At 69.5% G+C, this 11511-nt stretch carries 11 protein-coding genes; 5 read left to right on the top strand and 6 right to left on the bottom strand.

Translation table 11 applies throughout. The features are described from left to right. Positions 1 to 136: LuxR C-terminal-related transcriptional regulator (locus ACHFFZ_RS02825; RefSeq protein ID WP_394275147.1), on the top strand; the 136-nt coding region annotated here is incomplete at its 5' end. A gap of 125 nt (positions 137 to 261) precedes the next feature. After that, positions 262 to 1278 carry a UDP-glucose 4-epimerase GalE gene (gene galE / locus ACHFFZ_RS02820; RefSeq protein ID WP_394275146.1) on the top strand — a complete coding sequence of 339 codons (1017 nt, stop codon included), beginning with the start codon at positions 262 to 264 and terminating at the stop codon, positions 1276 to 1278. Positions 1279 to 1616: 338 nt separating this feature from the next. On the opposite strand, the gene ACHFFZ_RS02815 is transcribed toward galE, so the two are convergent. The 6 genes from ACHFFZ_RS02815 to ACHFFZ_RS02790 all read right to left on the bottom strand — a co-directional run bounded on the left by ACHFFZ_RS02815 (position 1617) and on the right by ACHFFZ_RS02790 (position 7101). Beyond that, on the bottom strand, positions 1617 to 2522 hold the full coding sequence (locus ACHFFZ_RS02815) for a type IV toxin-antitoxin system AbiEi family antitoxin domain-containing protein (protein ID WP_394275145.1): 906 nt from the start codon (positions 2520 to 2522) through the stop codon (positions 1617 to 1619). A gap of 191 nt (positions 2523 to 2713) precedes the next feature. Beyond that, positions 2714 to 3577 carry a carbohydrate ABC transporter permease gene (locus ACHFFZ_RS02810; RefSeq protein WP_394275144.1) on the bottom strand — a complete coding sequence of 288 codons (864 nt, stop codon included), beginning with the start codon at positions 3575 to 3577 and terminating at the stop codon, positions 2714 to 2716. Beyond that, entirely contained in the window at positions 3574 to 4710 is a 1137-nt protein-coding gene (locus ACHFFZ_RS02805; RefSeq protein WP_394275143.1) for a carbohydrate ABC transporter permease, read from the bottom strand. The genes ACHFFZ_RS02810 and ACHFFZ_RS02805 overlap by 4 nt, the downstream gene beginning before the upstream one ends. A 22-nt stretch (positions 4711 to 4732) precedes the next feature. Beyond that, positions 4733 to 4963, bottom strand: a complete 231-nt coding sequence (locus ACHFFZ_RS02800) for a hypothetical protein (RefSeq protein WP_394275142.1) — start codon at positions 4961 to 4963, stop codon at positions 4733 to 4735. 114 nt (positions 4964 to 5077) lie between these two features. Further along, positions 5078 to 6004 carry an extracellular solute-binding protein gene (locus ACHFFZ_RS02795; RefSeq protein WP_394275141.1) on the bottom strand — a complete coding sequence of 309 codons (927 nt, stop codon included), beginning with the start codon at positions 6002 to 6004 and terminating at the stop codon, positions 5078 to 5080. 56 nt (positions 6005 to 6060) lie between these two features. Further along, positions 6061 to 7101 carry a LacI family DNA-binding transcriptional regulator gene (locus ACHFFZ_RS02790; protein ID WP_394275140.1) on the bottom strand — a complete coding sequence of 347 codons (1041 nt, stop codon included), beginning with the start codon at positions 7099 to 7101 and terminating at the stop codon, positions 6061 to 6063. 164 nt (positions 7102 to 7265) lie between these two features. On the opposite strand from ACHFFZ_RS02790, the gene ACHFFZ_RS02785 reads away from it, so the two are divergent. From ACHFFZ_RS02785 to ACHFFZ_RS02775, 3 genes are read left to right on the top strand one after another with little or no spacing between them, the layout of a single operon-like run. Next, a complete protein-coding gene (locus ACHFFZ_RS02785; protein ID WP_394275139.1) occupies positions 7266 to 9230 on the top strand; it encodes a glycogen debranching N-terminal domain-containing protein in 1965 nt (654 codons plus the stop codon). A gap of 54 nt (positions 9231 to 9284) precedes the next feature. After that, positions 9285 to 10724: an APC family permease gene (locus ACHFFZ_RS02780; RefSeq protein WP_394275138.1), complete on the top strand. Its 1440-nt coding sequence runs from the start codon at positions 9285 to 9287 to the stop codon at positions 10722 to 10724. Next, positions 10724 to 11467 (top strand): gamma-glutamyl-gamma-aminobutyrate hydrolase family protein, encoded by a 744-nt coding sequence (locus ACHFFZ_RS02775; RefSeq protein ID WP_394275137.1) that lies wholly within the window; start codon positions 10724 to 10726, stop codon positions 11465 to 11467. The genes ACHFFZ_RS02780 and ACHFFZ_RS02775 overlap by 1 nt, the downstream gene beginning before the upstream one ends. The last annotated feature ends 44 nt before the right edge of the window (positions 11468 to 11511 follow it).

Below are 11511 nucleotides of genomic sequence, written 5' to 3'. Positions count from 1 at the left end.
TTCCGAGATCGCCACCGGGCTGTTCATGGCCGAGGGCACCGTCAAGACCCACATCGGACGGCTGCTGTCAAAGCTGCAGGCCCGCGACCGGGTTGGGCTGGTGCTCTTCGCGCACGAGGTGGGACTGACCCGCTGAGGGGGCTCCCGCCATCGCTGGTACCGGTTCACAGCACGCACACACCGCCCACACGGCCAGTCCACCACCACTGGCGCCATGCTGGCTGCGTAGACTGGTCACGATCCCTCCCGAAAGGTTCACCCATGCGCGTCCTGGTCACCGGCGGTGCCGGTTACATCGGCTCCCACACAACTCTTGCCCTGCTGGAGCAGGGGCACGAGGTCCTGGTGGTGGACGACCTGTCGAACTCCTCGCCCGAGTCGCTGCGACGCGTCGGCGAGCTGGCGGGGCGTGAGCCCGGCTTCGTCGAGGCCAATGTGCGCGACGAGCAGGCGCTGGATGCCGCCTTCGCCAGCTTCCGGCCCGAAGCCGTGATCCACTTCGCCGGCTGGAAGGCCGTGGGCGAGTCCACCCAGATCCCGCTCACCTACTACCGCGAGAACCTGGGTTCCACCTTCACCCTGCTGGAGGCGATGGGCCGCCACGACTGCCACACGATCGTCTTCAGTTCCTCGGCGACGGTCTACGGCGAGCTGTCCGAGCCGCCCTTCCGCGAGGACGCCCCCACCGGCGCCACCAATCCCTATGGCCGCACCAAGCACATGGTGGAGCAGGTGCTGGCCGATGTCTCCGCCTCCGATCCCGAGCTGCGGGTGGGCGTGCTGCGCTACTTCAACCCGATCGGGGCCCACGCCTCGGGCCGCATCGGCGAGGACCCCAAGGGCATCCCGAACAACCTGCTGCCCTTCGTCGCACAGGTGGCGACGGGCCGTCGCGAGAAGCTGATGGTCTTCGGCGACGACTACCCCACCCCCGACGGCACCGGAACCCGCGACTACATCCACGTGGTGGACCTTGCCGCCGGCCACCTGGCGGCCCTCGACTACTTGGGCTCCCACGATGGACACCACGTGTGGAACCTGGGCACCGGCCGTCCGGCCTCGGTGCTGGAGATCGTCAAGGCCTACCAGGAGGCCTCCGGCGTCGCGATCCCCTACGAGGTGGTGGCCCGACGTCCCGGTGACGTCGCCTCCTCCTTCGCCGACCCGTCGCTGGCCGAGCAGGAGCTGGGCTGGCGCGCCGAGCGCAGCATCGCCGACGCCTGCGCCGACACCTTCCGCTGGCAGAGCGAGAACCCGAACGGTTTCGCGGGGGCTTAGGCCGCAATCCGCTTGTGGGCCTCACCTGCTGGCCTGCCCCGGGCTCTGGCCCCCGAGTGCCCGTCCGTGGATCCGGCACCCCGCCCCAGCACCCCCTGAGCACCCCAAGCACACGGTAGGCGCCCCGAGCACACCTTGGGCACCCCAAGCACACGTTCCAACGTGAGCCCGGGCACCCCTGCGTGTGCTCTGTGATCCCCCCGAGATGCTTGGGTATCCCTGCGCGTGCTCGACGGCCTCCTCGTGGGCCCCGACACCCGTGCCAGTGCTCGGTGAACCCTCGAAGTACTCGGGCACCCCAGCGTGTGCCCAGTATCCTGCGCGTGATGGCTGTGGCTTCAGCGCCACAGGGCGGCCGCGACCTGACGGCAGACCGCCTCAGGGGCGCTGAAGATCTCGTCCCACGTGACACGGATGACCTGCCAGCCCAGCGCCCGCAGCCGGTCCTCGCGGCGCTTCTCACGCCAGACCACCTCTGACGGTGTCTCCCCCGGCCGTACCAGCGAGGAGTACTTCACCTTCCCGTCGAACTCCACCAGCACCTTGTGCTCCGGCCAGGCCATGTCGACCCTGCCCACCAGGCCCCGACTGTCGTTCACTTCGTGCTGCAGGACGGGTGCAGGCAGACCCCACTGGTGGAAGGCCACCCGACACAGTGACTCACCCACGCTCTCGCACCGGGCATCGGCCAAGGGGATGGCGGCGCGCAGCCCGTGGATCCCGGGCAGTCCGCGAGCCCGCTCCACCGCGACGGCCAGATCGGACGGGCCGGTGAGATTGCGCCGCAGCGCATCATCCAGGCCGGCCACCGCCCATCGGAGCTCCTCGGTACGTCCCAGGTCGGCCAAGGTCCGGGCGATGGTGGTGACCGGGATGCCGCGCACGCTGGTGCACTCCTGGTCGAGCAGCGGTGCGGGATGCACGTGGACGGTCTGGTTTCGTCGCCCGCGACCATGGCGGGTGAGGTGCACTCGCTGCAGCGCGCCCTGGCGCACGACGAGCCCGTGCAGGACGGCGGCCGAGGCATGACTGACCACCGTTCCCGGTTGGAGTTCGCCGATGGTCGCCTCCACGAGGCGTCGGTGCTCGTCGCGCAGCCCGATCTCACCCGCCGGACGGTAGGCGCCTCGTCGTACCCGTTTCACGCTGCCCTCACCCACGGCTCGCCGAAGGGCACGGGCGTCCATCCCGTCGGCCCGCAACTGGCGGGTGCTGCGTACATCGGCCATCATCCTCGTCTCCATGCACCGGATCGTCCCCCGGGCCTCGTGGGTGACGGAAGGAGCACAGGTGCACGGACAACACCCCGACAACACCACGTTCGCCGAGCACCAGAAGGGCACGCCGGGCACACGCTCCTACGTGCGCTCGACGACTCGACCGTGTGCTCGGCGGCTGCCACTTGTGCCAGACAGGACCGCGACGACCAGTGCGGCTACTCCTTCACCGCACCGGCCGAGGTGTTCATGATCCGCCGCTGGAAGACGAAGAAGAGCACCGCGACGGGAATCGTCATGACGGCGGCTGCCGCGAGCTTCAGCGGGAACTGGTTGGTCTTGCCGCCCAGGCCGCCCGAGGCCAGCGTGCCGACGCCCTTGGTGAGGGTGAACAACGCCGGGTCCTGCGAGGTGATGATGAAGTGGCTGTACTCATTCCACGAGCCCTGGAAGCTGAGGATGGTGATGGTGACCAGCGCGGGCACCGCCATCGGCAGCACGATCGACCAGAAGGTGCGGAAGGTGCCGGCGCCGTCGATGCGGGCCGCCTCCTCCACCGAGGCCGGGATGGACTCGAAGAAGTTCTTCATGATGAACACCCCGGCGGCATCCACCAGCAGCGGCAGCACCAGCGCCGGGTAGGAGTCATAGATGCCCAGGGTGTTGATCACCAGGAACTTGGGGATCAGCAGCACTACGCCGGGCACGCTCATCACGGCCACCAGCAGCAGGAAGACCAGCCGGCGTCCGGGGAAGCGCAGCCGCGCCAGGGCATAGCCGGCCAGCGAGTTGAAGAAGACGCGGCCCGCAGTCACGAAGAGCGTCACCACCACGGAGTTGGCGAACCACAACGGGAAGTCGGAGTTCTGGAAGAGCCGCTGGTAGGCGGCGGTGGTCCACACCTGCGGCACCAGGCCCATCGGGTTGGCGGTGGCCTCGGTGTCGCTCTTGAAGGAGCTGGCCACCTGCAGCACGAAGGGGAAGACGTAGCCGAGGGCCAGGAAGCACAGCACGGCCAGCGTGATCCAGGTGCCGGCCCGCGACGGGCGCCCGCCGGGCACCAGGGAGGTCTCGGTGCTCATGCGACACCTCCATTGTTCGTGTTCGCGTGGGTGAGGGCGCGCGTCCGGGCGGCCCGGTCAGCCCGACGCTGTCTGCGGGTCATCGCGGAGAAGTCCGAGCTGCCCAGCACCAGGCGCTGCAGGATCGTCATCACGATGATGATGGCGAACAGCACGAAGGCGATCGCGGCGCCGCGGCCCCACTCGCCGTCGTTGAAGGCCTTGGTGAAGCTCAGGTAGGCCGGGGTGAGGGTGGTCTTGGCGGGGGCGCCCTGCGAGCCGATGGCGATCTGGTCGAAGACCTGCCAAGTGCCGATCAGGCCGAGCGTGATCACGGTGTAGAGGGTGGGCTTGAGCATCGGCAGGGTGATGTGGCGGAAACGCTGCCAGGCATTGGCGCCGTCCATCATGCCGGCCTCCTCGGTCTCTTCGCCGATGCTCTGCAGCGCGGCCATGAACAGCAGCATGAAGGTGCCCGAGGTGGTGAAGATGGCCATCAGGATGAACACGCACATCGCCACCGAGGGGCCCTGCAGCCACTGGTAGGCACTGACACCCAGGAAGCCGGGCCTGGCCAGTGCGCCGGTCTCGTGCACGCCGAGGGGTTCGAGCAGCAGGCCGAGCACACCGCGCGGGTCGGCGAACCAGTTGGGGCCGTGCACGCCGAGCCAGCCCAGGGCCTTGTTCACCGAGCCGGAGGCGTTGAACAGGAAGAGCCACAGTGTGGTGATCGCCACCGAGCTGGTGACGCTCGGGAAGTAGAAGGCGGTGCGGAAGAATCCCTTGCCGCGCAGGCCCTTGCGGGTCACCATCACGGCCAGGAAGAGGGCGATGAGGGTCTGCAGCGGCACCACGAGCAGCACGTAGTAGAGGTTGTTGCGCATCGCGATGCCGAAGTCACGTCCCGCGAGCCCCTTGCCGCCCAGCACCGCCCGATAGTTCTCGGCGCCGACGAAGCCGACCGAAGGGTCGAAGGGGCTGCCATTGCTCGACCAGTCCGAGACGCTGACCCACAGCGCCATCAGGATCGGGATGAACAGGAAGAGCCCCAGGATCACCAGCACGGGCGAGACGAAGAGCCATCCGGCGACGCCCTGTCGATTGGCGGCGCGTCGCCGGCGGGGCGGGGCCGTGGGGCCCGCGGGATGTGACATCAGACGTTCTTCCTTGCCCGGATCACTTGGCCGAGTCGTCGACGACCGGCTCCACGTTGGCCTGGACGCTGTCCAGGATGGCCTTCGGTTCCTTGGTCTTGAGCTGGGCCAGCTGGGCGTTCATGTCCTTGATGACGTCGGCGGCACCCACCTGGGCGGGCAGGTTCTGGGCGTACTCGGCGCCGTCGACGAAGGGGACCATGGTGGGGTTGGCCTTGCTCCACTCCTGCTTGGCCGACTGCAGCGAGGGCATGACGCCGAAGGCCTTGGCGAAGGCGAGCTGCTGCTCGGTGGTGGTGAGCGCCTTGACCAGGTCGACGGCGCCGCCGATGTTGTCGCCCTTGGCGGTGACGCCCCAGCAGTTGGTCTACTGCAGGGTGCCCTTGGCCTTGCCAGCAGGCAGTTCGGCGACGGTGTACTTCACGTCGGAGTAGTCGCCCTGCATCGCGCCGGTGATCCAGTTGCCCTCGATCACCATGGCGGCCTGGCCCTTGCCGAAGGCTTCGCCGCCCCATCCGGCGCCCAGGTCGCTGGAGTAGGCCATCCAGCCGTCGGCCATGCCCTTCTTGACGAAGTCGAGGCCCTCGACATTGGCCTCGGAGTTGGCGGTGGCCTTGCCGTCGGTCACCAGGCCGCCACCGGCCTGGGCCATGAAGACGCCCAGGCGCTGCATCTCGGGGCCGAAGGTGAGGCCCTTCACCTTGCCCTGGGTGAGCTTCTTGCCGACCTTCTCCAGGTCCTCCCAGGTCTTGGGGATGTCGGCATCGGTCAGGCCGGCCTTCTTCCACAGGTCCTGGTTGATCACCAGGGCGAGGGTGGAGAAGTCCTTGGGGGCGCAGTAGAACTGGCCGTCGGCGGTGAAGGCCCCCTTCAGCGCGGGGTAGTAGTCGTCCTTGTTCTGCAGGGCGTCGCCGTAGGGCTGCAGGTTGCCGGCCTTGGTCCAGGCACCGAAGACGTCGGTGGCCGTGTAGACGATGTCGGCGGGCTTGCCGGAGGCGAAGCCCTGGGCTGCCTGCTGGGGCAGGTCGGCGGCCACCTGCACCGTGGCGGGAATGCCGCTCTTGGCGCTCCAGGCCTTGACGGCGTCGGTGACGGCCTTGGTCTCGGCGTCGGTGGAGGATCCGATCAGCACCGAGACCTCGTTCTTGGTGGGGCTGGGGATGGCGACGGCCGAGGCGGAGACGTCGCCGCTGGCCGGGCTGCCGGACTCGAATCCGGAGCCGCCGCCACAGGCGGTCAGGGCCAGGGGCAGGGCGAGCGCTGCGACAAGGGCGCCGAGGCGGGTGGTGGTCATTGGGTTCTTCCTTCGTTCGAGGGGGGCGGGGTCGGGCATGGCCCGGCGCTGCGGGTTCACGTCTTCGCGCCGGCCAGGACCATGGCGCGAAGCCCGCGCACGGCCAGGGAGGGGGTCACGAGACGCTCGGTGACCGGGACGGGGTTGTGGTCCCCGTCGAGGCGTCTGAGCAGTTGCTGGCAGAGCAGGCGGGCGGCCTGCTCCACGTTCTGGTCGATGCTCGGCAGGCCCATCGCCCGGGCGACGGGGGTGTCGTCGAAGCCGATCACGGGGGCGCTGCCCTCGTCGAGCCGTCCGCTGCGACGGAGGGCCTCGACGGCTCCCAGGGCCAGGGAGTCCGAGCTGCACACGGCGGCCTCCACCCCTGCGGCGAGCAGCTGCTCCATGCCGGCCAGGCCGCTGTCCATGGTGTCGATGCCCTCGGTGGTCCACTGTTCGAAGCCCTCGACGCCGGCGGCGCGCATCGCCTGCGCCCAGCCCTTGCGACGGTCGTCGCCCGCCCCGCTGCCGACGGGCCAGCCGATGAAGCCGATGCGGTGGTGCCCTTGGTCCAGCAGGTGCCGGGTGGCCACCAGGGTGCCGGCGCCTCCGTCGACGTCGACCCAGGCGTGGGTGCTGGTCTCCTCCGCTCCCCAGGGGCGGCCGAAGCAGGCGATTTCGACGCCGGCCTCGGCGAGCTGGGCGGGGCGCGGGTCGTCGGCATGGCTGTGGGTGAGGATGCAGCCGTCGATGCGTCCGCGCAGGTGCATGGCGGTGATGGTCTCGAGCTCGTCGTCGACGTCGTCGGCGGTCACCAGCAGCAGGTGGTAACCGGCGGTGCGCAGTTCGTCGACCATGCAGTGCAGGAAGCGGTCCATGACGGCGCCGTTGATGCCCTCCTCGAGGGTGGGGTAGATGCGCATCGCGATGGTGCGTGACTTCTGGTTGCGCAGGCTCTGGGCGGCCTGGTTGGGCTGGTAGCCGGATGCCTTGATGGCGGCGGCGACGCGCTCGCGGGTCTCCTCGCGCACCAGGTGCGGGGCGTTGATGACGTTCGAGACGGTCTGTCGCGAGACGCCGAGCTCCTTGGCCAGGCTGACCAGCGTGGGGCGTGCCATCGGCCTCACCTCCTGTGGATCATGACCGCCTGAGAGCGCCATTGCCCTCTTTTGAACGATCAAGATTGCTGATAGCCTCGCCGGTCGAAGGCACTCACGTCAAGAACCTCCGGCGAAAAAGAACCAGCGCAACGAAGCTCTCGTCCCCAGCCAGATTGGTCACCATGCAACAGCCCTATCTCACCAACCTCTCGGTGGTGCTCAGCGCACCGGTCCAGGTATGGTCCGCGTTCGACGGCCAGGTGGACGGCCTGGCCCCGCAACGGGTGGCCGAGGGTGTCTACTGCGGCGATTCGCGCGTCCTGTCGCAGCTGCTGCTCAGCTCGCCCAGCCACGAGCTGGAGCACGTCGCCAGCCACGAGCCGGGCGGCTCCTCCGCCCGCTTCCAGTACGTGGTGCGCACCCACGACCTGGGCGTCGACCCGGCCGTCGTCCTCGACCGCCATCGCGAGGTGGACAGGGACGGGCTGCGCGAGCGCCTGGTGCTGTCCACCGCCTCGATGCGCGAGGTGGAGGTGAGGCTGCAGCTCTTCCTGCAGCCCGATGCCACCACCATGCCGTCCATCAAGTCGGGCCAGCAGGCCGCGCCGGTGACCCCGGAACAGGGCGAGGACGGAACCCGCCGGTTCCACTGGCGCGACGGGTCCACCACCGCCACCCTGCACACTGCGGCCGAGGTGGAGGCCTTCGACGGGGGCTGGCTGCTCACCTGGACGCTGCTGCTGCCCGCCCGCGGACGGGTCGAGGCCGGGCTGGAGCTGGAGCTCGCCGACCAGGCGGCGCCCTTCTGCGCCACCACCGCTCCCCTGCTTCGCCCCCCGCACACCGACGGCACCAATCCCGCCCTTGACCGGCTGCTGCAGACCAGCTTCGCCGACATCAACGGGCTGCGGATGGCGCCTCGCAACAACCCGTCTCGCGCCTTCCTGGCCGCCGGCTCGCCCTGGTACTTCACCCTGTTCGGCCGCGACTCACTGATCAGCGCCCGCAACCTGGTGCAGCACGATGTCACCACGGCGGTGGGGACCCTGCGGGTGCTCGCCGAGCTGCAGGGCAGCACCATCGATGTCGAACAGGCGCAACAGCCGGGCAAGATCCTGCACGAGGTGCGCCAGGAACCGCTGGAGATGGCACTGACCCACGGCCCGGTCACCGGCGTCGACGGGGAGGTCGAGGCGCCACCGGAGCACCAGATGCGCCTGCCACCGCTGTACTACGGCACCGTCGACGCCACCCCGCTGTGGATCATGCTCTTCGACGAGGCTGACCAGGCCGGCATGTACGCCGAGGAGGTGCGCGCCCTGCTGCCACACCTTCGCCGCGCCCTGGACTGGATGCGTGACTTCGGTGACTCCGACGGCGACGGCTTCCTGGAGTATCGCGACGAGTCGGGCCACGGCCTGGCCAACCAGGGCTGGAAGGATTCCGGCGACTCCATCCGCTTCCGCGACGGGCACCTGGCGGCCGGTTCGGTGGCCCTGGCCGAAGTGCAGGGCTATGCCCACGCCGCCGCCCTGGGCGGTGCGCGCCTGCTGGAATCCTATGAGGGCGACACCGAGACCGCGAACTTCTGGCGCGACTGGGCCGCGCAGCTGGCCGAGCGCTTCCGTCGCCACTTCTGGGCCAGCGACGAGCTGGGCCCCTATCCCGTGCTGGCGCTGGACGGCGCCACCGACGAACAGGGCAACAAGCTGCAGGTGGACGGCGTCGCCTCGAACATGGGCCACCTGCTGGGCACCGGCATCCTCGACGAGACCGAGACCGAGATCGTCGTCAACCGCCTGATGCACCCCTCGATGTTCTCCGGCTACGGCATCCGCACCATGAGCAGCACCAATGGAGGCTACTGGCCACTGGGCTACCACGTCGGTTCGGTGTGGGCGCACGACACTGCCTTCATCCTGGACGCGATGCTGCGCACCGGGCACCAGGAGCAGGCCGCCCGGCTGGCCCGGGGCCTGCTGCAGGCCGCCGAGGGCTACGGCTTCCGGTTGCCCGAGCTCTTCGGCGGGCTCGGCTCCGACGAGGTCTTCCCGCCCCAGCCCTACCCGGCCTCCTGCCGTCCGCAGGCCTGGGCCGCCACCAGTGCCGTGGTGGTGGCGCGCGCCCTGGGGGCGTTGCCCGGCTGAGTCCACATCCTGACGGGTCGGAAGGTTCAACCCGTCAGGGCGGAGCATGGGCACATGGCAAAGCCCGCCCCCGCCGCGCCCGCGGCCACCCGCAGCCGTTTCGGCTTCTGGTCCATCGTGCTGCTGACCGTGAACGGCATCATCGGCACCGGCATCTTCCTGTCCCCCGCCGGCGTCATCAAGGTGGCCGGCACCTGGACCCCGCTGGTCTACGTGCTGGCCGGCCTGTTCGCCGGCCTGCTGGCAGTCACCTTCGCCTCCGCGGCCAAGTACGTCAGCGAGAACGGCTCCTCCTTCGCCTACGCCCGCCGCGCCTTCGGCGACGACCTGGGCTTCTACGTCGGCGTCACCCGCTTCATGGCGGGCGCGATCGCCTGGGGCGTGATGGCCACCGCCGTGGTGACCACCGTGCTGGGCATCGTCGGTGGCAAGGAGGCGGTCACCTCCACCAGCACCACGATCGGCTTCGTCGTGCTGATGGCCGTCCTGCTGGCCATCAACCTGGCCGGCACCGGCATCACCAAGTGGTTCAACAACATCTCCACCATCGGCAAGGTCGCCGCGCTGGTGCTGGCCATCGTCGCCGGGTTGGTGGTGCTGGCCCGCACCGGGGAGAACCACTTCGGCGAGATCTCCGGCCTGCAGGCATCCGACGGCAGCCCGCTATTCCCGGCCATGTCCACCACCGTCTTCGTGGGCGCGGTGCTGAGCGCCTTCTACGCCTACACCGGTTTCGAGTCGGTGGCCACGGCCGCCAGCGAGATGGAGCGCCCGGAGCGCAACCTGCCGCGTGCCATCCCGCTGGGCGTGCTGCTGGTGATGGTGGTCTACGTGGGCGTCGTGGGGATCGCCATGATGGTCAACCCCACCGGCATCCTCAACTCCACCGAGCCGGTGATCCTGGCCAGTGCCTTCGCCAACCCGGTGGTGCGCAACCTGGTGGTGCTGGGCGCGGTGGTGAGCATGTTCGGCATCAACGTGGCCGCCTCCTTCTCCACCCCGCGCATCTTCGACGCGATGAGCCGGCAGCGGATGGTGCCGGGCTTCATCAGCCGTGAGTCGCGCCGTGGCGTCCCGGTGGCCGCCTTCCTGCTGACCGCAGGCGTGGCCATCGCCATCCCGATGGCCTTCGGCTACTCGATGCGCGGCATCATGGTGATCTCCTCGGTCTCCCGCTTCATCCAATTCCTGGTGGTGCCGGTGGCCGTGGTGCTCTTCTTCTTGGGCCGCGCCCGCCACCAGACCCTGGCGGCGCACCGCAATGTGCTCACCGACGTGGTGGTGCCGCTGCTGGGCCTGGCCGCCTCGGTCTTCCTGATGGCGCGCTTCGACTGGAAGGGCCAGTTCAGCAATCCCGACGGATCCACCAACCAGTGGGCCGTCTGGGCCATGGTGGTGGGCTACGTGGTGCTGCCGCTGGCCCTGTACATTCCCTGGAAGCTCGGCGCCTACCGCGGCGAGCCCACCGCTCGTCGCGACCCCCTGGAGGCCTGATGTCCACCCGTCCCGTGATCGGCATCATCACGAACCTGGAGCTGGACCCGCACTACCTGTTCCCGGGCTATGCGCGGGTGACAGTGAACGAGGACTACCACCGCTCGCTGCTGGCGGCCGGTGCGGTGCCGGTGCTGATCCCGCCGACGCCGGAGCTCTCGGTGCTGCCCGACCAGCTGGCCCTGCTCGACGGCCTGGTGCTGGCCGGCGGCCAGGACGTCGACCCGCTGCGCTACGGCGCCCAGCCCCGGCTGGAGTGCGGGGTGCCGAACCCGATGCGCGACGCCTTCGAGCTGGAGGCGCTGCGGCTGGCGCGCGAGGCCGGCCTGCCCACCTTCGGCATCTGCCGCGGCCTGCAGATCGTCAACACCTTCCTGGGCGGCACGCTGCACCAGGACATCTCGCACGCCGGCAGCCCTCAGCGCCACATGATGGGCGGCAACCCGGCGCTGGGCGCGCACGCGATCAGCATCGAGCCGGACAGCTTCCTGGACGACGCCTGGGGCACCCGCAGCGCCGTGGTGAACTCCTTCCACCACCAGGCGGTGGACCGGGTGGCCGAGCAGCTGGCCGTGGTGGCCCGCGCCGCCGACGGGATCGTCGAGGCCGTGGAGTACACCGGCGCGGAGTTCGACCTGTTCGCGGTGCAGTGGCACCCGGAGATGATGAGCGGCTCCGACGCCCGGGCCAAGGCCCTGTTCACCTGGTTCGTGGACCTGGTCGCCGGCCGCTGGGAGTCCTGAGCCCGGCACGGCCGACGGCGGGCGGACCCACCAGGGTCCACAGT

Source organism: Luteococcus sp. (genome assembly GCF_043424415.1).
GTDB lineage: Bacteria > Actinomycetota > Actinomycetes > Propionibacteriales > Propionibacteriaceae > Luteococcus.
Note: the sequence above shows the minus strand (reverse complement) of the source record. Positions and strands in the feature narration are given on the sequence as shown.

What these genes read in the sequence shown, in the direction of transcription:
- galE (WP_394275146.1), top strand. Translation starts at nt 262, where the DNA reads ATGCGCGTCCTGGTCACCGGCGGTGCCGGTTACATCGGCTCCCACACA.
- ACHFFZ_RS02815 (WP_394275145.1), bottom strand. Translation starts at nt 2,522, where the DNA reads ATGGAGACGAGGATGATGGCCGATGTACGCAGCACCCGCCAGTTGCGG.
- ACHFFZ_RS02810 (WP_394275144.1), bottom strand. Translation starts at nt 3,577, where the DNA reads ATGAGCACCGAGACCTCCCTGGTGCCCGGCGGGCGCCCGTCGCGGGCC.
- ACHFFZ_RS02805 (WP_394275143.1), bottom strand. Translation starts at nt 4,710, where the DNA reads ATGTCACATCCCGCGGGCCCCACGGCCCCGCCCCGCCGGCGACGCGCC.
- ACHFFZ_RS02800 (WP_394275142.1), bottom strand. Translation starts at nt 4,963, where the DNA reads ATGCCCTCGCTGCAGTCGGCCAAGCAGGAGTGGAGCAAGGCCAACCCC.
- ACHFFZ_RS02795 (WP_394275141.1), bottom strand. Translation starts at nt 6,004, where the DNA reads ATGACCACCACCCGCCTCGGCGCCCTTGTCGCAGCGCTCGCCCTGCCC.
- ACHFFZ_RS02790 (WP_394275140.1), bottom strand. Translation starts at nt 7,101, where the DNA reads ATGGCACGCCCCACGCTGGTCAGCCTGGCCAAGGAGCTCGGCGTCTCG.
- ACHFFZ_RS02785 (WP_394275139.1), top strand. Translation starts at nt 7,266, where the DNA reads ATGCAACAGCCCTATCTCACCAACCTCTCGGTGGTGCTCAGCGCACCG.
- ACHFFZ_RS02780 (WP_394275138.1), top strand. Translation starts at nt 9,285, where the DNA reads ATGGCAAAGCCCGCCCCCGCCGCGCCCGCGGCCACCCGCAGCCGTTTC.
- ACHFFZ_RS02775 (WP_394275137.1), top strand. Translation starts at nt 10,724, where the DNA reads ATGTCCACCCGTCCCGTGATCGGCATCATCACGAACCTGGAGCTGGAC.